The following is a 22,245-nucleotide window of genomic DNA, read 5'->3' as shown; positions in this document are numbered from 1 at the left end:
GCGGCAAAACAATGTCGAGTTTGTTGATGAGTGACCGAACAGACTCCCCTCGGAACAAAGCCATTCCGATAACGGCCCAAATCATCGCGTCCATCGGCAATTTACGCCGTCTTAACGTCGCAACGCCCTGAGAGTCTAAACAGGATTGAATTAACTCAGGTTCTAACACATCAGCTAAGCAGGTAAATTCAGTTAGGCGGGTAATATGAGTGCGGGCGAGTGCTTCTGAGAGTTGCATAAAAAAATCCGATGATATGAGGTCATCGGATTTTGATCTTTTCAGCGAGATCGTCAAGTGATCTGTCTTAACTGATCGGCATTACGCATGTGCGCCCCTCCTTTAGCCTAACTTTCACTTAACTTGTGCCTAACTTTGCCTAAAATGTCATCGCGTCGATCTAAGCTATGTGCATCACAGCAAACCCTATAAGACTTTGTTACCGTTACCCGCATTTAAAAACAGCTGATAGGCAGGACTTTGGGTTTCCTCTTGATAGACGAAACCCAACTCAGTTAAAAACTGTTGGAACGGCAAAGCATCACTCGCGGGCACTTCAAAACCCGCCAGCACTCGGCCAAAGGCCGCGCCGTGGTTGCGATAATGGAACAGACTAATGTTCCATTTGCTCTGCAAGGTGGTTAAAAACTTCAGCAGCGCACCGGGATGCTCAGGAAACTCGAAGCTAAACAAACGCTCCTCTAAAGGTTCAGGTGGATGACCGCCGACCATGTAGCGCACATGCAATTTCGCGGTTTCATCGCCGGATAAATCCTGCACTTCAAAATCGTTAGCCTCTAAGGTAGCGATGATTTGTTCAAGCTCGCCTTGGCCTCGGCTTAAGCGAATGCCTGCAAATACCACGGCCAGATCGCGACTACTGAAACGATAGTTGAACTCAGTCATCACCCGTTTATCGAGTAACTCACAGAATTTTAAGAAACTTCCCGGACGTTCAGGGACTTTCACTGCCAGTACCGCTTCTTTTTGCTCACCGAGTTCGCAGCGTTCCGACACATAACGCAGACTGTGGAAATTCACATTCGCGCCACTCAAAATTGCGGCGACTTTCTCGCCTTTACCGCTGTCGCCACTGGCATTGGCGCTGACATATTTTTTAAGCCCAGCCAAGGACAAAGCCCCAGCTGGTTCAGCAATCGCACGTGTATCTTCGAAGATATCTTTCACCGCAGCGCAGATTTCATCCGAGGTGACGGTGACCACTTCATCGACATACAGTTTGGCGACTCGAAACGGCTCAGTACCTATACGCTTCACCGCCACACCGTCGGCAAATAAACCGACTTGCGCCAGTGTCACCGGCTCGCCCGCTTCCATCGCCGCCTTTAAACAGGCCGCGTCTTCTGGCTCGACACCGACAATTTTCACCTGCGGCATCACCGCCTTGTAATAGGCTGCGATACCCGCGATTAAACCGCCACCGCCCACGGGCACAAATACCACTTCGAGATCGCGCTGCTGCTGCAACATCTCTTGGGCGATAGTGCCTTGGCCTGCGATCACGGCTTCATCATCAAAGGGCGCGATATAGACTCGGCCCTCTTCTTTGGCCATCGCCATCGCATAGCCATTGGCTTGATCGAAGGCTTGGCCATGCAATACCACGTTGCCACCTAAACGGCGCACCGCATCGACTTTAATATCGGGCGTTGTCTCTGGCATCACAATCACAGCATCCACACCGCGACTCGCCGCCGACATCGCCACCCCCTGAGCATGATTGCCTGCCGAAGCGCACACCACGCCGCGCAGACATTCTTCTTTCGTCAGCTGGGCGATACGGTTATAGGCACCGCGTAACTTGAAGGAATGCACTGGCTGCATATCTTCGCGCTTCAAAAATACCTGACAACCTAAACGCGCCGATAACTTGTTCATACTTGAAAGCGGCGTCACTTTCGCTATGTCATACACAGATGACAACAGGATTTTTTGCAGATAGCTTTGTGCCAACTGAAAATGGGCTAAATCGGTCCGAGCTTGCGATGCTGTAGACATAGAGGCAAGTGGCAACATATTAGTCCTCCAGTTTACTGCGATCGCGTACCGCGCCCTTGTCGGCACTGGTGGCGAGCATGGCGTAGGCCTTAAGCGCGAGTGATACATAACGTTGGCGACCGATAGGTTTCCACGCCATTGGGCCAAGACTGTGCATTTTTTCGCGGCGAGCATTGAGTTCAACATCACTTACTGCCAACTTGATGCTGCGCTTGGGTATATCAATTTCGATGCGATCGCCATTTTCAATCAAGGCGATCGTGCCGCCCGCTGCCGCTTCGGGTGAGACGTGGCCGATAGATAAACCTGAAGTGCCACCGGAGAAACGACCGTCGGTGATCAGCGCACAGGCTTTGCCTAAGCCACGTGATTTTAAGTAACTGGTTGGGTATAACATTTCTTGCATACCCGGGCCGCCTTTCGGGCCTTCGTAACGGATAACAACCACATCACCCGCCACCACTTCGCCGCCTAAGATACCCGCCACTGCGTCATCTTGGCTTTCATAGACTCGCGCCGAGCCAACAAAGGTCAGATTCGATTCATCCACGCCCGCCGTTTTAACGATACAGCCGTTCTCGGCCACGTTGCCCGACAATACGGCAAGCCCGCCCTCTTGGCTGAAAGCAAACTCGCGGCTACGGATACAACCTTCTTGTCTGTCGTTATCCAGTGACGGCCAGCGACAATCTTGGCTAAAGGCTTTAGTGGTCGGAATCCCCGCAGGCCCCGCCATAAAGAAGTGTTTTACTTTTTCATCTTGGGTTTGCATCACATCGTATTTCGCCAATACCGACTTCAAGGTACCGCCGCCCTCAGCGCCACCAGCAAAAGTACCATCATTGTCAGCCGCCACATGGAACACATCGGTATGCAGTAATCCGGCTCTGTCGAGCTCGCCTAAAATCCCCATCACACCACCCGCGCGGTGCACATCTTCCATATGGTATTTAGGCGTCGAGGGCGCGACCTTACAAAGGTGCGGCACTAGGCGCGACATACGGTCAATATCCGCCATGGTAAAGTCAACATCAGCTTCCTGCGCGGCAGCCAATAAATGCAAAACGGTATTAGATGAGCCGCCCATGGCGATATCTAAGGTCATGGCATTTTCGAAGGCTTTAAAGTTCGCGATATTGCGTGGCAATGCCGATTCATCATCTTGATGATAATAACGTTTTGCCAGCGCCATCACGCGGCGACCCGCTTCTAAAAACAGCTCACGACGATCGGCGTGGGTTGCCAGCATAGAGCCGTTACCCGGTAGCGATAATCCTAGAGCTTCGGTTAAACAGTTCATTGAGTTGGCGGTAAACATGCCAGAGCAAGAGCCACAGGTTGGGCAAGCACTACGCTCAATTTTGGCACTGTCTTCATCGCTCACGTTCGAGTCGGCGCCCGCAATCATGGCATCGACTAAGTCGAGCTTGATGAGTTTATCCGACAGCTTAGTTTTACCCGCTTCCATCGGTCCGCCAGAGACAAACACGACGGGAATATTAAGGCGCAGCGCCGCCATCAACATACCGGGAGTGATCTTGTCGCAGTTGGAGATACACACTAAGGCATCGGCGCAGTGGGCGTTAACCATATATTCCACACTGTCGGCGATAAGCTCACGCGATGGCAGACTGTAAAGCATGCCGCCGTGGCCCATGGCGATACCGTCATCGACGGCAATGGTATTGAATTCTTTGGCGATACCGCCCGCTTCCTCGATGGCGCTCGCAACGAGTGAACCCATATCTTTTAAATGCACGTGGCCCGGTACAAACTGAGTAAAGGAGTTAGCAATAGCGATAATTGGCTTACCAAAATCATTGTCTTTCACCCCTGTGGCGCGCCATAACGCACGTGCACCCGCCATATTGCGGCCTTCGGTACTGGTAGCTGATCGTAACTTTGGCATTGACTGTATCCTTTATCTCAAATCGAAAATCGTATTTTTCATTCACATGGCGAATGCTGCACTTACCGCATTCGTCTCAATATCTGGCACTCATAGTCACTCATAGTCACTCATAGTCACTCATAGTCACTCAACATCAGGGACTAAAATGCACCCAAGCAAGGCCTTAAGCATTCGCCGTTTGTTGCAAGCTCAGCGGTAACAATACCTTACATTGAGTCACATCAATCAGTTTATTCAGCTGATTACTTAGCAGTTCGATGGCACGTTCGCTATCGACCTCCATATCCAGCGACAGGCTCGCATCGTCGTTCATGCGCATCTGCATTTGGGTAATTGTAAAGCCACGATGGCGAGTCACGCGCAAAACACGCTCAAGCACTTCGGGGCGTTGTTGAACCGTTAATTCCAGAGAGTGGATCATGTTTGTTTCTCCATTTCGTCCATCATATCGCTGTTTGATGCGCCGGGGGGCACCAGTGGCCAAACGTTAAAAGCATCGTCGATTGCAACGTGTAATAAATACGGGCCCTTAGCCGCTAACATTTCGGTTAAGGCTTCTTCCACTTCGTCGGAAGAAAAAATCGTCCGACCGGGAATATCGAAGGCGGAGGCCAATTGCACAAAATCTGGGTTATCGGATAAATCCGTTTCGCTGTAGCGTTCTTCAAAAAATAGCTGCTGCCACTGCTTCACCATGCCAAGCTTTTGATTGTCGATAAGCACAATCTTCACTGGCAGCTTGCGGCGTTTGATGGTGGTCAGTTCCTGCACATTCATCATAAAAGACCCATCGCCAGACACAGTCACCACAGTGGCATCGGGACGGGCCACTTGCGCACCAATCGCGGCGGGTAAGCCAAAGCCCATAGTGCCTAAGCCCGCGCTGGACAGATGATCTTCTGGACGGCGGAACCACATATGCTGGGCCACCCACATTTGGTGCTGACCCACATCGCAGCACACTACGCTGTCTTCGGGTAATTTATTGGCTAAGCGGCGCAGCAGTGCAGGCGCATAGATCAAACTGCCGGGGTGTTGATAATCCCATTGATGCTTACGGGATAAATGCTCCACCTCGGCCTGCCAAGGCGTGATGTTCATCGACATGGCTAAGGCAGGTAAGATTTGGCGTAAGTCACCAGCGATTGCCACCTCAGGCATACGCAATTTACCCAGTTCGGCGGCGTCGATGTCTAAATGGATCACTTTGGCCTTGTCGGCAAAGTTCGCTAAACGGCCGGTGACTCGGTCGTCGAAACGGGCGCCAACCACGATTAGCAAATCGCAATCCTGTACCGCTAAGTTAGCGGCCTTGCCGCCATGCATGCCTAACATGCCTAAGTAGCCGGGTGTGCCGTGGGCGATACTGCCCAGCCCTTTCAAGGTTGCGACCGAAGGTATGCCCGTCACTTTGATAAACTCACGCAGTTGATCGACCGCGCCCGCCATGCCTACACCACCGCCGACATACAACATAGGCTGTTTAGCCTCTGCCAACAGCGCACGGGCGGCGTCGATATCACTCATCTCGGCTTGGGGTTCGTTCATCACGGCCAGCAAAGGTGTGCGGTATTCCAATTGGGCGATTTGGATATCCTTCGGGATATCGACCAGCACAGGGCCAGGGCGACCGGATGCGGCGATTTCGAAGGCTTGATACAAGGTTGGGATCAGGTCGTTGACGTCTGTCACCATAAAACTGTGCTTAGTGCAGCTCAGTGACATGCCCAGCACGTCGATTTCTTGAAAGGCGTCGGTGCCGATAACGGCGGTAGAAACTTGGCCTGTGATGGCCACCATAGGCACTGAATCTAACAGCGCATCGGCTAAGGAAGTGATCAGGTTAGTCGCGCCAGGGCCTGAGGTCGCAAAGCACACGCCAGTTTTACCGCTGGCTCTTGCGTATCCTACGGCGGCAAAGGCGGCGCCTTGTTCGTGACGGCTGAGCAGATGTTCGACAGGGCTTCCATAGAGGGCATCGTATATTGGCATAATGGCACCACCTGGGTAACCAAACACTGTGGTGACGCCATGTGCTGCTAACACTTTAATTACCGCATCTGCGCCTCTGATCATCTGCCCTGGTTCCATATTCTCTCTCGCTACGTTAGTCCTGAATTGCCGAAAATCGACGCTAATTTTTTACTCTTTCGAAGCTTAGGACCTTACTCTAGGCCCTGAAACGAAGAACCCCCCGGTCCTTTCGGAGCGGGGGGTTCTTTCGAAACTTTTAACCTTTTAGGTCTATCAGTTCGCCATGCGCCGCCCCCGCTGTGATTTAATAATCACGACGGTAATAATCACGAGAATGAGCTTGGCAGCTTGGTTAAACATCAATATGGATTCCTAATCGGTGTTTCTAAAATTGGGATATTGCATGAAAGTTAGTTTCGCTTTGGACTTTGCCCTACCGCGAGCTATTAGCTTTACCATAAAGCGACAGCCAAACACAATAAAAAATATCTTTTGTCAAAAAAAATTCAGCTTCCCTGCCGAGACAATGCAAAACAACAAAGTAAAACGTTAACTGTTGATCCTCAGTCGGCGCGATTCACCTACCGCAGGATTCATTCACTGAACGCACATTCACCATCGAACGCTCACTGAAGATTCACTCACTAACTATTAACTCACTAACTATGTCGTTTTTGCCCGCTCGACAACCCACTGAACAGGAAAAAATTTGTTTCTCACTACACAGATTTATCACTAAGCTGATTCATCACGAAGCAAACTCAAGACGCACGTTTCAGTCTCTGAGGTTGCTTGGGAACTGAGCTGAGACCTAAGTCCTTTGAGTCTCAACCCTCTCCCCCAATGCTGGGCTTAACTAACGATCAATTAAGCCTCAACAATGCTCTTCATATCAGTCATGTAACCGCGAAGCTCTGCGCCAACATATTCCACTGCCGTTTCACGAATCGCTTCGTTAACTGCGATGAGCGTTAGGTTGTCGACACCGGTTGCGCTGTCTTTCAGGCCAGCACCTAAATACTCAGATGACATAGCATTAACGTAATCGCGCAGCATAGGTACGGCGGCGTGATTGAACAGGTAGCAACCGTATTCGGCGGTATCTGAAATTACCACGTTCATTTCGTACAAACGCTTACGGGCAATCGTGTTGGCGATGAGTGGAGTTTCATGCAGTGACTCGTAATAAGCCGACTCTTCCACGATACCCGCAGACACCATAGTGTCGAACGCCAGTTCCACACCCGCTTTGATCATAGCGACAAGGAAAATACCTTTGTCGAAATAGGTTTGTTCGTCGATATGCTCGCTCGATACGGGTGCATTTTCGAAACCTGTTTCGCCAGTTTCGGCTCTCCAACGCAGTAAGTTCACATCATCGTTCGCCCAGTCTTCCATCATAGTGCGAGAGAATTCGCCGCTGATGATGTCATCCATGTGCTTTTCAAATAATGGCTGGAGGATTTCTTTTAAATCTTCTGCAATTTCAAATGCTTTAATCTTGGCTGGATTAGATAAACGGTCCATCATGTTAGTGATGCCACCGTGTTTCAACGCTTCAGTGACCGTTTCCCAACCTTGCTGGATAAGCTTGGCCGCGTAGCCTGGTTCAACACCATCGGCGATCATTTTATCAAAGCCTAAGATGGCGCCCGTCTGCAACATACCGCACAGAATGGTCTGCTCGCCCATCAGATCCGACTTCACTTCTGCGATGAAAGACGACAGTAACACACCGGCTCTGTCGCCACCCGTTGCGCTGGCGTAGGCTTTAGCAATCTCTAAGCCGTCACCGTTTGGATCGTTTTCTGGGTGAACTGCGATAAGGGTAGGCACACCAAAACCACGTTTGTATTCTTCACGCACTTCAGTGCCTGGACACTTAGGCGCAACCATCACTACCGTGATATCGGGACGAACTTGCATGCCCTCTTCGACGATGTTGAAGCCATGTGAGTAAGACAAGGTAGAGCCTTGCTTCATCAGTGGCATAACAGCGTTAACCACGTTGGAATGCTGTTTGTCCGGCGTCAGGTTAAGGACCAGATCCGCAGCAGGGATTAATTCTTCAAAGGTACCGACACAAAAACCGTTATCGGTTGCTTTTTGCCATGAGGCACGTTTCTGTTCAATCGCTTCAGGACGTAGGGCAAAAGAGATATTCAGACCCGAATCACGCATGTTCAAGCCTTGGTTAAGACCTTGAGCACCACAACCTAAAATAACAATATTCCAATCTTTTATGTAGTTACAGCCGTCGCTAAACTCAGAACGATCCATAAAACGACATTGGCCAAGCTGTGCTAATTGTTGACGTAAATTCAGAGAGTTAAAATAGTTAGCCATCTGATATACCACCTATAAGTCAGAAATTTTGGACGCAACCAAACTAACATAATGTTACGGCTTGGTTGTGATTGAAATCACTATAACCCATGCTTATCATTGCTTAAAATGATATATTCGAAACTTCATATTGCATTATGCGCAACGTCAACGGCAATCATGGATCAGGAACACTGACAGTAATATCGGCGCCAATATGCAGCACCGAATCACGCCGTCACTCAAGCTAGGCTTAAGTTCAAACTAAACAGGATAAGCTCATGGATATTCGTACCCTCAAATTGTACCTGCACTTATGTGACAGTTTGCACTTCGTCAAGACCGCGGAGCAGATGCATGTGAGCCCATCGACCTTAAGCCGAGCCCTGCAAAGATTAGAAGAGGAAGTGAACGCTAAGCTGTTAGAGCGGGATAATCGCAGTGTGACCTTAACCCACGCGGGACGCGAGTTTAAGCTGTTTGCCGAGCAAACTTTGAACCATTGGAGCACGCTCAAGCACAGTATCGATCTCAAGCAGGACGTACTGCGCGGTCGGTTAAATCTGTATTGCTCGGTCACTGCTGCCTACAGTCATTTACCGGGTTTATTGGATTTATTCCGCCAAGAACATCCCTTCGTCGAGATAGCCTTAACCACGGGAGATGCGGCGAACGCACTGGCCGAAGTACAACAGAATCGCGCCGATATCGCCATCGCCGCCCTGCCCGATCCGTTTCCGAGCAGCTTACACTTTGCCAAAATCGACGATGTGCCGCTGTCGATCATCGCCCCAACTATCCGCTGCGCGGTGCAGCAGCAAATTAGCCAAACGCCTATTGATTGGTCGAGTGTGCCCTTTATCATTCCCGACCACGGGCCCGGACGTCGCCGCGCCGATAACTGGTTCAAACAAATGGGCATCAGCCCTAATATTTACGCCCAAGTCTCGGGCCAAGAAGCGATCGCCTCAATGGTGGCGTTGGGCTGCGGCGTGAGCATGAGCCCAGAAGTGGTGATCAATAACAGCCCAGTGCGGGATCGTATCCAGTTACTCGCTTCTCCCGTTGCAATACCGCCCTTCGAGTTAGGTTGCTGCTGCAAAGTAAAGCGGCTCGACGATCCCATAGTCAATGCGTTTTTGGATGTGATTTAAACATCCGGCGAGTTGAGCTTATCGATAGGATCGATACGGGTCACCAATAGCTGATCGACCTTGTAAGAATCGATATCGACCACCTCAAATTTATAGCCCGCATAGTTGACGAAATCGGTACGCTTAGGGATTTTACGCAGCATATACATCATAAAACCGGCAATGGTTTCGTAGTTTTGATTATGCGGGAATTCTTCGATGCCGAAGGCGCGCATCACGTCGGTAATCGGTGTTACCCCATCGACTAACCAAGAGTTACCATCGCGGGCGATGATCTGCTCTTCGCTCTCGTGCAATGACCAAGCCCCCATCACGGCGCGTTGTAAATCGTTGGTCGTGACAATACCCACCACTAAGGCATATTCGTTCATTACCACGGCAAAATCGGCGCGGCTATTCTTAAAATATTCCATCGCCTCTGACAGGCTCAAAGTATCGGGAATAATCAGCGAAGTGTGGACTAAGTTACTGCCTTTTAAGGTGATATTCTCACCGTTGATCACACGGATCAGCAATTCTTTTGCATCCACAAAGCCTTTGATCATATCTAACTGACCATCGCAGACGAGGAACTTAGTATGGGGATCTTCAGAAATCTTACGCTTGATATCTTCTTCGCTGTCTTGCAGTAAAAAGTACACTAAGCTTTCACGGGCAGTCATGGCAGAGGTTACAGAAACGGTTTGCATTTCAAACACATTTTCCATCATCTGTTGTTCACCGCGATCTAAAACTCCAGCTTCGGCGCCTGCATTCATCACAGCATAAATGTCATCGGAGGTGATGGCATCGTTACGCACGGTTGGGATTTGTAGCAGTTTAAAGATGCCGCTCGCCATGCCATTGAAAAACCATACTAATGGACGCAATAGCACAATACAGAAAGACATAGGCCCAACAACGGCTAATGCGACTGGCTCAGGCATCGCCATCGCAATGCGCTTTGGCATCAAATCGGCCACCAGAATAAAGGCACTGGTGACGACAACAAAGGATAAAATAAAGCTCAGTTGGCTCAACCAAGGATCGGTCAGCAAAGGCGATAGTAATTCATAGAAATAAGGTCGAAATGCCGACTCACCGACGATACCGCCCATGATAGCAACGGCATTAAGCCCGATTTGTACCACAGTAAAAAAGCTGCCGGGAACGGCTTGTAACTGCAACACTTTTTCTGCGCGGGCATCGCCCTCATCGGCCAATTGACGTAAACGGATTTTACGTGAAGCGGCAAGTGCAATTTCTGACATAGAGAAGAAACAACTCGCACCGATTAGGCACAATATAATCATCACGTTATCAAAGAGACTCATGTAACACCTTTCATTTAACACTGGACTAACTAGGACCAACCCGCGCTTTATGGCTCGCGAGTCAGCTGAATTCATTTAATTGGGGCACAGTTTGCTAGGGGTTATCCAGCCTACAAACCGTTCAAACGGCTGCGCCAGCTCCTTGCTACCCTAAGATAAAAAGCACTTACATTGCCGTTTTAGGCTGCTCTGAGTATATCTGCAAATTCACGGCTTAGGCGCGACTCGACATCATTAAGACATCTCAGTGCGGTGGCTTTGATATTGAGCTGCTAGAACGTACATTTAAGCCAATGGAATTGACTAGGCAGTCGTGGCTTTCGCTTAGTTGCGTTACGAGAAATACGTCCAGAATGGCAGCATGGATGTCACTCAGAGTGCATCGCTAAATCGACTATGGGCGACAGATTATATCTCATTTGCCGCCTAATATTACCTCACCTTGAGTAATTTTTATCTTAACGATGGATCTACAGCACAGTTTCATGCAAATGTTATCAATTAGTTAGCATGATTGAATGCGGTCTGTGACATAAAGAGGCTCAGCTGATTTAGCCTAAATATCGCCGGATGGCTAAATGACGGACGCTGATGACCTAAACATTACTTAAGCATGGAGATAGGGCAATTTGAGGCTTAATCCCAATTATTAAGCGCAGAGAGCACCTAATGATGGAGCAATACTCAACTGGTGCCGAGCAACAAAAGACTGCAATAGGTATAGGTACAAGGCTGACTTGCCCCTATGCCATTAAATCACTTCAACTTCGACCCTATTACGCCCTTTATCCTTAGCGCGATAGAGACAAACATCGGCACGGCGTAACACGTCGGGCATCTTAAGTCCCGAGACCTTATCTAATGGCAAAAACACGCTGCCAATACTAATCGTTACCACAGCCAACGGTGATGCTTGATGGGGAATACTGAGTTGTTCGACGAGATAACACAGCTGCGTGGCAATAGCCGTTAACTGCGCAGGTGAGACGAGCTCAACGACTAAGGCAAACTCTTCGCCCCCGATGCGCGCTAACAAAGCATTGTGCGGCAAAATATCGCACTGCGCTAAGGCATCCGCCACACGCTTAAGCACCAGGTCACCTTCAATATGACCATAAGTGTCGTTATAGGATTTAAAATAATCGACGTCCAACATAAACAGTCCCGCAGGGATATACGCCTGTAGTACGGTTTCTAATCTTTCGGTGAAGGGGCGTCTATTGGCTAAACCCGTTAACTCATCGGTTTCGGCCATTTCTTTCAATTGAGTATTAGCAGAAACCAGCGCTTGTTGCAGCACTATCATCTGCCGCTCTTTTTGCTCGCGCAGCAGTAACTCGTTCAATGCGGAGGCAAACTGAGTCAGCATATTCTTTTTCTGGGCGTTCCAATTCAAGGGCCGCGACACAGTCGACAGCGAGAGCAATCCCAATAACTCCCCAGCATTTTTAATCGCAAAGGCGGCAATCGAACATATCCCCACGGATTTCATTACCTCAGATTCCTGTGGTGAGAAGTCCTTTAACGCCTCAAGATCCTCAATCACTAAGGTCGATTCTGTCTCGAGTTTTTTAGCAAGCTGAGTAATGTTGTCCACCGAAATCCCTTGGGCCTTGTTAGCATGTAACTCGCTGGTCCAAAAACTGCGGTAATAAGCATGCTGTTGATGAAATTCGAGAATGCTCACCCTTTCAACATCAAATAACTGACCGATTTTGTGGCACACCTCAGCTAAGGTTTTGTCTACATTGCAGGTGTCGATACTCAAAAATTGCAACGAAATCTCCGCCAACAGCTGATTCGATTGCGACTGCCAATCCAGTTCTTTGGTCCGCTCTTTCACTAAGTCCGACAATAAATGCTGCTGTTGCTGTAACGCACGTTGATGGCGCTTATTGATAGCGAGGTCATTGCGTATCCTTTGGTACATGGCCTTAAGCGACAATGCCACATGAGCAATCTCGTCAGGACTGGCGGTCACTGTTTCGGGAACAGACAACTTTTTTAACGATTTTAGATTGATTTTATTAGTAAAATCTTCCAATGCCGACAGTCTATCTGTCACCATGAGTCGCACTAAGGTCAAGATCAAATAGATCATCAGCAGGGTCTTTAAACCATTGCCGAGCACGATAAAAATCAACTGCCGCCACAGCTCGTAGTAAAGCTGGTTGGTGTCTAAGCCTACGGTTAAAGTGGCGATCGGCTGGTCTTGATAAGTCACCGGATAATTAAACAGAGTTTGCGACTCATCATCGGTTAACAGCGGTTTACCCAGCTGCATAGTAACGCCGTCGATACTGTCTAAATGCACACTCGACACTAACGGCATCATCCCTAAACCTGAGAGCAAATCAGATAGCAGGCTGCGGTCGACATCCCACAGCGACTTCGCCACGCTCGGCAGAATAGATTCTGAATATTCGCGGATATCCGACGTGGCATTGTCGATACTATCCTGATAGTTCCAAATCAACTGCACCAGCATAGTTAACACGGCAAAAAATGAGCTCACCCCGATGATGGTCAGCGTCATTTTATGACTAATAGAATGATTTCGATGCTTCATGTACACCCGTTATTACGCCTTGAAGGGCAACTTATTCAAAATCTGAGACTGGAAAATCTGCGGCCAATCCCGAGCAACTAACATTTGATAAAATGCCGAATCAGGCAGTAAAACGCCGAACAAGGTGACATTGTCATAGGGAATATAGTGCTTATGCTGCTGATAATATTGCAACTCGACCAAAGCTAACGCGCCAGCCATAAAGTGCCCGCCACCAATAATGCTCACCGCGTGTTGGCGACAAAGCTATAAAATCTCAGGTGACGTATTGATCGTACTGACAAATACATCTTTACCCGAGACTAAGCCTTTTTCCTTCAATGCTTTAAGCACTCCAATTGCCATACGATCACTGGCGGTCCAAATCACGTTTAGATCGGGATAACGGTTCAGCAGAGTGAGCGCTTGACCATAAGCTACTGCGTCACTCCATTGGCCATAAACCGTTTGAGTCAGAGTGGCATTGGGCTGCATAAAGAAATAATCGCTGGCACCTTGGGTACGAAGTACTGAAGCAGGCGTCGACTTATCGCCCGAAATCAACAGAACTTTAGCCGCCTTTCCTTCTAAATCGTCCATTAAGGCCTTAGCGGTCGCCGAACCAATAGCGTAATTATCGGGAATAATGGCGGGTAACAGATATTCTTGCCAATGGGGATCTTGCAGCAAGGCATCACGCTCGCCAGGGGAAATATCATTTAAAATCAATTGCACATAGACAGGGTGAGGATAAAGCGCCTGCAACATTTTTATCGCGGATTGTTTTTCATTAACCAGAATAACGTAATTAGGTAACGCCTTTGCAGAAGCTAACAACTCATCGAGTTGGGTTATCATCTTGAAGTGATTGCGATCGGAATGAATGATATCGAGTTTAATATCGAGTGTCGTCGATGCCGCCAACATCAATTGGTCGACGTCCCCCCAAAAACTGTCATCGACAGCCCCTGGATTAAAGAAAACCACATCGAGTTTTGCCCAAGCCGCCCCACCAAAACCCGCAGTACAGATAAACACACACGCTAACATCCACGAACGCATAGGCGAGTTCTCCTCGACCATGTTCCCTCAAATGTCATCCTTCACAAGAGGTCACTTTATTATTATCGATTCACAACCTTGTTACCGCATCGCCGCCCAAAATGTTGCTAAAATCGGCAGCAGATGTTTCGATTAAACCACAAAATGATACAAAGTATACTTTATATGCTGACTATTTATTCCGACACCCTGTCGGTATAGGGGGGGTCGAGTGGCTCAGTAGCAGAATGTTTATGAGTCATTGCAGACTGTCTTATAGGCCAGTCTGACGACTTAACCACTGAGAAAATGACTGGGATTTAAACGTTCTAAAAGGGTAAGTTGTTGGTTCGTCATTAAGAGTCACAAGGTATACGAGTTCACTCTAGCCGTTAATCCGGCCTAACGGCCGAGGTGAATCAAGGTCGTGGGGGGAAACCATGATTTTCAGTTATAGAGTCGACCAAATGAGACTACTCACCCAATCTCATTGAATGAGCCCCTCAAGACGTCACAAACTGAATTGAAATCCTTTGCTCAATGAGCAAATTCACATTGTTATTCCAGTGACTCGCCATTAACTCGTCCCTGAGGGCTCGACGACGGCATCCATGCCGTCAACGGTCACTTACATACCAATGTTAATTAGCTAGCTTCGGTGTGACTTTCCTAGTTCTGGGACATTCTCTAGTTTAGTATTATTGGTCAATATACTTGCCTAGGCTTCCTTATTATTACTCGACCAAATAACACTAAGCACCGAACTCATCGCCTGACTTCACTTCAACTTCACTTAAGGAGTCTGTCCATAGATCCATTAATCATTGATTTAAGACTCATAAAGCCGCAATACTGAACAAAGAAGCGCATATTTGCGATTATTGTTATTTCTGGAAAACCTAATGATTGAACTCATCAGCATCATTCGGCAAATGAAGCAGGGCGTTACAGGACCGTTTCTATGTGAAGCGAATAATGGACAAAAATACGTCGTCAAAGGAGCAAAGGCGACAAAATCTGGTCTCGTTAAAGAGTGGATATGCGCCCATTTGTGTCGAGGTTTCGGCTTACCAATTCCTGACTTCCAACTCATTTATGTGGATCAATTGCTGGTAGAGTATGGCTATGAAGATCTTGGCTCAGGCATTTGTTTTGCCTCAGAATATATAGAGAACATTCAGGAAGTAACCTTCTCTCAACAAATCAAAATGAGCGAACAACTTTTGCGAGATCTCTTTGTTTTTGATTATTGGATCAAAAATGAGGATAGAAGTTTATCTCCTTTAGGCGGGAATCCTAATCTGTTTATTCACCCAAAAACAGAAGTGATTTATGTTCTCGATCATAATTTATCTTTTGACCTAGACTTCAATTTGGATAGGTTCAAACAGGGTCATATAGGCACTTCTTGTTGGGATAAAGGTCAAAATTTTTTTGACAAGCAGTTTTATGAGGGTAAGTTCAGTAACTCAATAGCTACACTTGGAATCGCAATCAATAGCTTGCCAGAAGAGTGGCTTGAATTGTTTGATCTTCATAGAATTGAACAACAAATCACAGTAGTATTAGAAAAATATAAATATGCAGACTTTTGGGAGGGCATACATCGTGAGCAATTTATGTAAATACGCAATTATCCGCTTTACGCCTTACTCTGAAACACAAGAGTTTGCGAACGTCGGCATACTGATGTTTGCACCCAAATTAGGGTTCGTTGATTTCAAGTTGGCGCCAACTCGATTTGCAAGGGTTACAGATTTTTTTGATGACGTTGACGGTGGCCTATATAGTTGCGCAGTTAAAAATTTCGAGAACGAATTAGATAGAGTTCGTGACTTAGGCAAAGGAATGTATGGAAAGAAATTAGTTGATTTCATACAAGAAGTCACTCGCTACCGTGAGGGTGTGATGACGTTCGGCGAGACAAGCTCTATGCTATGCGACAACCCAGCCGTTGAATTAGAATTGCTTTTTAATCGGTATATTGGAAGAAGCTTTGCGACTAAAGAATATCGAGAGAATCAAATGGTCAAAGCGTTACGAAATGAACTTAAGGCACACGTTGATAATGTCAGGTTTAAGCAGAGAACACTGATTGCTGATTATGTTCCAGTCAACATGCCATTAGTTGCCATGGTTGGCGGTTTAATAAAAATTATTAAGCCGATCGCTTTCGATCAATCTAAACCTTTAGGCCTCATTGAACACGGTGAGCAGTGGATAAGTAGAGTGAAAAGGCTGATTCAAGCAGAAGAAGTTAAGCCTCAACACATGATGTTTGCATTTGAGAGTCCCACTGCTAAAGACAATAATATTATTCGAGCCTTTAAAGAAGTATCAAATGAAATGTGCGCTCTTGGGGTGAATGTAACCCCATTTGAGAACAGGGAAAGAATTTTTAAGTTTGCTTCTGACCTTCATCAAGATGAGCCTTTCGAACTCATACACAGTTAGAAAAAGCCAGCGTAATCGCTGGCTTTTTCTTATTCAAATTTATGACAGTCACTCTTTTCTGCTCAAATCCATAACTGCTGAGTTCACCATCCCCTCGGAGTTGACGCAGGACGAATAGATAAATTGCGTGAGTCCAGCCATGGATAGATGGCTAGCTTCCGCAGGTGTAGGGGCGAATGAAAGTCAGTGATTTTCGCGTTTATGAGCGAGAGTTAAGGATTGCCGAACTGGAGTGATTTACATGGATGTAAAGTGAGGACTTCAGAATCAATAGCACATTTGGCAATGAGCACAAGGGGCTTTCAACTTCGTTGGGGGCGTCATGGAGAATCCAAGGAATGTAGGACGAGCAGTCCTTCTTGGTCGACTCTTGATTAAAAAATTAGGGGGGCGAAGCCCCACAACTTTAACTTTAATCAAAACGAACACCCGAACTTAAAACTTAACCTCAAAAGCCCACCGTTTGGTGCAACCAAACGGTAATCCCCATCGATGGCGAAGCCATAATCCCATTTACTGCTACACTCAAATTCTGTGCGAAATGAACAACAAAAGGATTTGTTTATGGCGATTGCCTGCGTCAATACCCGAGCCAGTTGTGGGGTCGAAGCGCCCCAAGTCACAGTTGAAGTGCATCTCAGCAATGGCTTACCGGCATTTAATCTGGTGGGATTACCCGAAGCGTCGGTAAAAGAAGCCCGTGAGCGAGTACGCAGCGCGCTGATCAATGCGGGATTCGAGTTTCCAATGCGGCGGATAACCGTTAACCTCGCGCCAGCAGATTTACCTAAACAAGGTGGCCGCTACGACTTACCCATAGCCGTAGGCATATTGGCTGCATCAGAACAAATCCCCCTTAATAGCCTAAAAAATCTCGAGTTTGTCGGTGAACTGGCATTGTCTGGACACATACGTTATTGCCAAGGATTATTACCGGCGATTATCGCCGCAAAGCGCCAAGACCATACCTTGATATTGCCGCTGGATAATCGCCACGATGCCGAGTTAGTCGGCTATCCCAATGTGTTGTTTGGCTCGCACCTTCAGAGCTTAGCCGCTTATTTACAGGGGCAAAATCAGCTGCCAACGTTAGCGCCGCAATTAGAATGGATCAGCCAAGAGACGCCTGAGTCCCATACCTGCCTGAGCGATGTGATTGGCCAATATCAGGCCAAGCAAGCACTCGAAATTGCCGCGGCGGGAAACCATAACCTCCTGATGCTTGGCCCGCCAGGTACAGGCAAGACCATGCTTGCCAGCCGTATGATGGCGCTATTGCCCGCGCTTAATTATGAGGAAGCATTAGAAGTGGCGGCGATTCATTCCGTTGCTGGACTCGACATTAAACCGCAGCATTTTTTGCAGCGACCCTTTCGCTCGCCGCACCACACGAGTTCGTCGATATCCCTCGTGGGTGGCGGCAGTATTCCAAAACCCGGTGAAATTTCCCTCGCCCACCGTGGCGTGCTGTTTTTAGATGAAGTGGCTGAATTTCCGCGTAAAGTCTTAGATTGCCTGCGCGAGCCGATGGAGACCGGCGAAGTAGTGATTTCCCGCGCCGCCGCAAAGCTGACATTTTTGAGTCGCTTCCAACTAATCGCGGCGATGAATCCCAGCCCGAGCGGCGATATCGATAGCCAACACAGATCGAGCCCCGAACAGATTCAACGTTATCTCTCAAGGCTTTCTGGCCCATTTCTCGACCGCTTCGATTTAACCATTGAAGTGCCCAAACTGCCCGCGGGTACCTTGACTCAAGCTGCGCCGCAAACAGAAACCAGCCAAGATATCGCCAAGCGGGTCAAAAGGGCGCGTGAGCTGCAACTCGCCCGTTCAGGCGTGCTCAATAGCGAACTCACAGGGAAACAATTGAAACGCTTTAGCGGGATCAGTGATGCTGATTTAGTGTTTTTGGAACAAAGCGTGGTAAAACTTGGCCTCTCGGTTCGCAGCTTCCACCGTATACAAAGGGTGGCGCGTACTATTGCCGATCTGGAACAAGCGCCTAACACAGAACGCCGCCATATTGCCCAAGCACTGGGTTATCGCGCTATGGATAGATTACTCGCCCGCTTATCTCAGCAATATTGAGTTTTCGCGGGAACAAATGTTAACAAATGCACCGACCAGCAGTGCCTAAGATTGAGCCAAACGCCGACACCGAGTAACATAGGCCTCCAATTTTTGTCAGGGGGCTCGGATGGGAACGCTGTTTTCACAGATAAAAGGCTGTATCGCATTTTTAGGCTACGTTATAAATACCGTCTTTTGGACTATCCCAATCCTGTTGGTCAGTTTTATAAAACTGATACCTATCAGTCCATTAAGGACTGCGACGAGCCATGTACTCGACTTTTGTGCCAGCGCTTGGATCAGTGTTAATGGCGTAATTGAACGCTGCTTACATCCCGTTAAGATTGAACTGAGTGGTGACACCAACTTTTCCACTAAGGAGTGGTACATGGTGATTGCCAACCACCAGTCTTGGGTGGATATCCTGATCCTGCAGCGGGTTTTTAACCGAAAAATCCCTTTCTTGAAGTTTTTCCTCAAGCAAGAACTGATTTTTGTGCCGATTTTAGGCTTAGCTTGGTGGGCGCTCGATTTTCCTTTTATGCGCCGTTACAGCACGGCAGAGTTGCGTAAAAATCCTAAGCTAAAGGGCAAAGACATTGAAATTACGCGTAAAGCCTGTGCTAAGTTCAAGGCTAAACCAGTAAGTGTGATGAACTTTGTCGAAGGCACGCGCTTCAGCAAAGCTAAACATCAAAAGCAGAACTCACAGTTCCAACATTTGTTAAAACCCAAAGCGGGCGGCATGGCCTTCGCGCTATCAGCCATGGGTGAACAGATCCACAAGCTCGTCGATGTCTCCATTTACTACCCAGACACAGTGCCAAGCTATTGGGACTACCTGACAGGCAAGTTGCCAAGCGTTAAAGTACACATCAAGGTCTCTGATATTGATCCTGCGATGCGCGGCGATTATATGAATGACCGCGATTTTAAAATTAGCTTCCAAGAACAGTTGAATCAACTCTGGTTAACTAAAGATCAAGTGTTAAGCCAACTCGCTAGTCAAGTGAATAAAGAACAAAGGTAACCCCATTATGTTGAATTTCTTGCCCGGGCCAGTGTTGTTTATAATCAGTTTGAGTCTACTGATTATTAATACCTTAGTGTGGAGTTCGCTTATCAGTCTTGGCGGATTAGTGAAAATCGTAATGCCTACGCAAGGTACACGTAATGCGGTGTCCACCGTCATGAATCGTTTTATGTGGGCGTGGGCCTGCTGCAACGGTGGCATTCTATATTTGATCGCTAAAATTGAGTGGGACGTCGAAGGCCTAGAAGGACTCGATAAAAACAGCTGGTACTTGCTGATCAGCAACCACCTCAGTGGATTCGACATTGCCGCGCAAACCTATGTGTTACGCAACCATATTCCTATGCTGAAGTTCTTCCTCAAAAGAGAACTCGCCTATGTGCCGATTATGGGACTGGGTTGTTGGGCGCTGGATATGCCTTTTATGAATAGAACCAGCCCGGCAAAACTCAAGAAGAATCCGAAGCTTAAGGGCAAAGATTTAGCGACCACACGCCGCGCCTGCGAAAAATTTAAAAATATGCCCACCTCGATCATTAACTATGTTGAAGGCAGCCGGTTTACCCGTGATAAACATCAACGCCAAAACTCACCTTATCAACATTTGTTACGTCCTAAAGCAGGTGGAATCGCTTTTACCCTATCGGCCATGGGTGAGCAATTTACTAACCTGCTGGATATGACAATTGTCTACCCAGATGCGCCTGACGATATTCTGTTTGGGGTGATGAACGGCAAGGTCAGCAAGATTATTGTGCGGATCAATGCCCTGCCCGTACCTCAAGTCGATCCAACGCGTTATTTCTCTGAGTCTGAGTATCGCGTCGAATTCCAGCGCTGGTTAAACCAAGTGTGGGCGGAAAAAGATCAACAAATTCATGCGTTACTGCAAACAAATCAAAATGTCGCGGATAGCGCCACCAGCACTAATCACACTCAAGCAAGCTAGCTCGTCTCTAGCTTTGCTCTAGTTCAGCAACGCATGTCGCTGCAGCGGATAACTCCAATTCATTGAATACGGTTATTCCTGCGGCGCTGAGTTTTTCAGCCGTTAATCCTTGTCCCGCAATTAACTGTTTTACAAATTGACCATCGTAAATCTGCCTATTACCACAGGATGGACTGCGAGCTTTTAAAATCGCCACTTTAATCCCGTGTTGCTGCGCCAGCTTAAGCGCGAGATCGGCTCCTAGACTAAAAGCGTGGGTCACATCCTCACCTTGGGCAGTTAAGATGCGCAGTCCAATCCGCTTGCCCGAGTAAACAACTGCTCACTAACACTTTTTCCTCTGTCATCCCCAAATGTCTCATTCCGCCCATAGCATAACGCGAAGGATAAACATGCCAAATGTATTTGGACGATTTTCCCCAAACCATCAACATCCGCAACGAAGTCGGAAAATGAAAACCACATCATTGTTGACAATTTAATATTTAAAAATGCGTAATTAAAAATATTAAAATCGACAACCTAAAAATAAAACAATTTAAATCAATAATTTAAATAATATCAATCTACAATGTAGACTTACGTCTAAGTAAACACATTGTTGACAATCCACCAAGGGAGGGCTATTTTTTACCCATTGTCGACAATCCTATTAATAGTGATGCGCTCTATGTTGAAGCAAGACACGACGTTCGTTTCTGATGACACTCAAGTTCCCCACCTGCATAAGGTCAAATCGACCTCGGCAGATAAAACGTCGACCACACTCGCCGATCAAATTTTGGTGCAGATCCAAACCAGCATCATCAAAGGCGAACTGCCTGCGGGCAGTAAAATTAACGAGCAAGCGCTGGCCGAAAAATACGGCATCAGCCGCGGCCCAACCCGCGAAGCCCTGCAAACCTTAGAAAGACAGCGCTTAGTGGTGCGCGCCCCCCATGTTGGCGCCCGCGTCGCACAACTGACAGTGAGCGAACTTAACGACTTATATCAACTGCGTAGCGTACTCGAAGGCATGGCCTGCGAACTGGCCGCCAGCCGCATCACGCCTGAGCAACTCGAAAAACTGCAAAACCTGCTGGCGGTACAAGAAGCGGCGCTCGCCAAGGGAGATACTTACTTCCAAGAGGAAGGCGATGTCGATTTTCACTACCAAATTATTCAAGCCAGCGGTAACAAGCATCTGCAGGAAACCTTAGTCGGCGGCCTGTACCACCTGCTACGTATGTATCGCTACCAGTGCACTAATAAAAATCGTCCCGTGAAAGCGATTGCCGAGCACAGACGCATAGTCGAAGCCATTGCCCAGCGCGATGGTGAACTCGCCAGTTTGCTGATGCGCCGCCATATCGAACAGGGGCGTAAAAATACCGAATTACGCTTAATTGAATTGCAAGCCAATGCAGCCGCAAAAGAAACCTTAGCCAACATTAGCTAAGTTTATACGGCTCA

Annotated in this window: 15 protein-coding genes and 2 pseudogenes; 7 read left to right on the top strand and 10 right to left on the bottom strand. The window is 47.8% G+C overall.

What is annotated here, in order from left to right; all coding sequences use genetic code 11:
• The 6 genes from MO387_RS18015 to ilvC form a co-directional block, all read right to left on the bottom strand.
• Positions 1 to 238 (bottom strand): transposase domain-containing protein (locus tag MO387_RS18015; RefSeq protein ID WP_242326438.1); only part of this gene is annotated, 238 nt, incomplete at its 3' end.
• A gap of 186 nt (positions 239 to 424) precedes the next feature.
• Positions 425 to 2,035: a threonine ammonia-lyase, biosynthetic gene (ilvA, locus tag MO387_RS18010; protein WP_107946309.1), complete on the bottom strand. Its 1,611-nt coding sequence runs from the start codon at positions 2,033 to 2,035 to the stop codon at positions 425 to 427.
• A 1-nt stretch (position 2,036) separates the two neighbouring features.
• Positions 2,037 to 3,926: a dihydroxy-acid dehydratase gene (gene ilvD / locus MO387_RS18005; RefSeq protein ID WP_107946308.1), complete on the bottom strand. Its 1,890-nt coding sequence runs from the start codon at positions 3,924 to 3,926 to the stop codon at positions 2,037 to 2,039.
• Between the two features lie 166 nt (positions 3,927 to 4,092).
• Positions 4,093 to 4,350, bottom strand: coding sequence for an acetolactate synthase 2 small subunit (gene ilvM, locus MO387_RS18000; protein ID WP_006083459.1), 258 nt, complete (start codon positions 4,348 to 4,350; stop codon positions 4,093 to 4,095).
• The gene (gene ilvG / locus MO387_RS17995) at positions 4,347 to 6,020 is read right to left on the bottom strand and encodes an acetolactate synthase 2 catalytic subunit (RefSeq protein WP_199908778.1); all 1,674 of its coding nucleotides are present in this window, start codon (positions 6,018 to 6,020) and stop codon (positions 4,347 to 4,349) included. Before ilvG ends, ilvM begins: the two co-directional genes overlap by 4 nt.
• Before the next feature lie 750 nt (positions 6,021 to 6,770).
• Positions 6,771 to 8,249, bottom strand: coding sequence for a ketol-acid reductoisomerase (ilvC, locus tag MO387_RS17990; RefSeq protein ID WP_107946306.1), 1,479 nt, complete (start codon positions 8,247 to 8,249; stop codon positions 6,771 to 6,773).
• 260 nt (positions 8,250 to 8,509) lie between these two features.
• Here ilvC and ilvY point away from each other — a divergent pair, with 260 nt between their 5' ends.
• Complete coding sequence (ilvY, locus tag MO387_RS17985; RefSeq protein ID WP_107946305.1) at positions 8,510 to 9,382, top strand: HTH-type transcriptional activator IlvY; 873 nt, start codon at positions 8,510 to 8,512, stop codon at positions 9,380 to 9,382.
• Here the strand turns inward: ilvY and MO387_RS17980 are convergent.
• From MO387_RS17980 to MO387_RS17965, 3 genes and pseudogenes are all read right to left on the bottom strand, one after another.
• Positions 9,379 to 10,695 (bottom strand): hemolysin family protein, encoded by a 1,317-nt coding sequence (locus MO387_RS17980; protein ID WP_107946304.1) that lies wholly within the window; start codon positions 10,693 to 10,695, stop codon positions 9,379 to 9,381. The genes ilvY and MO387_RS17980 overlap by 4 nt on opposite strands.
• Positions 10,696 to 11,446: 751 nt before the next feature.
• On the bottom strand, positions 11,447 to 13,231 hold the full coding sequence (locus MO387_RS17975; protein WP_107950109.1) for a GGDEF domain-containing protein: 1,785 nt from the start codon (positions 13,229 to 13,231) through the stop codon (positions 11,447 to 11,449).
• 45 nt (positions 13,232 to 13,276) lie between these two features.
• Positions 13,277 to 14,305: pseudogene (locus MO387_RS17965) on the bottom strand (ABC transporter substrate-binding protein).
• Positions 14,306 to 15,186: 881 nt separating this feature from the next.
• On the opposite strand from MO387_RS17965, the gene MO387_RS17960 reads away from it, so the two are divergent.
• The 5 genes from MO387_RS17960 (at position 15,187) to MO387_RS17940 (ending at position 20,793) form a co-directional block, all read left to right on the top strand.
• Entirely contained in the window at positions 15,187 to 15,909 is a 723-nt protein-coding gene (locus MO387_RS17960; protein ID WP_107946303.1) for a HipA family kinase, read from the top strand.
• The gene (locus MO387_RS17955) at positions 15,893 to 16,738 is read left to right on the top strand and encodes a DUF3037 domain-containing protein (protein ID WP_234420987.1); all 846 of its coding nucleotides are present in this window, start codon (positions 15,893 to 15,895) and stop codon (positions 16,736 to 16,738) included. The genes MO387_RS17960 and MO387_RS17955 overlap by 17 nt, the downstream gene beginning before the upstream one ends.
• A 564-nt stretch (positions 16,739 to 17,302) precedes the next feature.
• Complete coding sequence (locus MO387_RS17950; RefSeq protein ID WP_107946301.1) at positions 17,303 to 18,829, top strand: YifB family Mg chelatase-like AAA ATPase; 1,527 nt, start codon at positions 17,303 to 17,305, stop codon at positions 18,827 to 18,829.
• A 109-nt stretch (positions 18,830 to 18,938) separates the two neighbouring features.
• Positions 18,939 to 19,841 carry an acyltransferase gene (locus MO387_RS17945; protein ID WP_107946300.1) on the top strand — a complete coding sequence of 301 codons (903 nt, stop codon included), beginning with the start codon at positions 18,939 to 18,941 and terminating at the stop codon, positions 19,839 to 19,841.
• A 7-nt stretch (positions 19,842 to 19,848) separates the two neighbouring features.
• Positions 19,849 to 20,793, top strand: a complete 945-nt coding sequence (locus MO387_RS17940) for an acyltransferase (RefSeq protein ID WP_107946299.1) — start codon at positions 19,849 to 19,851, stop codon at positions 20,791 to 20,793.
• 7 nt (positions 20,794 to 20,800) lie between these two features.
• Here MO387_RS17940 and MO387_RS17935 read toward each other — a convergent pair.
• Positions 20,801 to 21,140 (bottom strand): annotated as a pseudogene (locus MO387_RS17935) (DUF523 domain-containing protein).
• A gap of 323 nt (positions 21,141 to 21,463) precedes the next feature.
• Between MO387_RS17935 and MO387_RS17930 the strand changes: the two are divergent.
• On the top strand, positions 21,464 to 22,231 hold the full coding sequence (locus MO387_RS17930; protein ID WP_107946298.1) for a GntR family transcriptional regulator: 768 nt from the start codon (positions 21,464 to 21,466) through the stop codon (positions 22,229 to 22,231).
• Positions 22,232 to 22,245 lie beyond the last annotated feature (14 nt).

Source organism: Shewanella sp. N2AIL (genome assembly GCF_022690845.1).
GTDB classification, from domain to species: domain Bacteria; phylum Pseudomonadota; class Gammaproteobacteria; order Enterobacterales; family Shewanellaceae; genus Shewanella; species Shewanella baltica.
The sequence above is the reverse complement of the archived record's forward strand: the minus strand, read 5'-3'. Positions and strand labels throughout refer to the sequence as shown.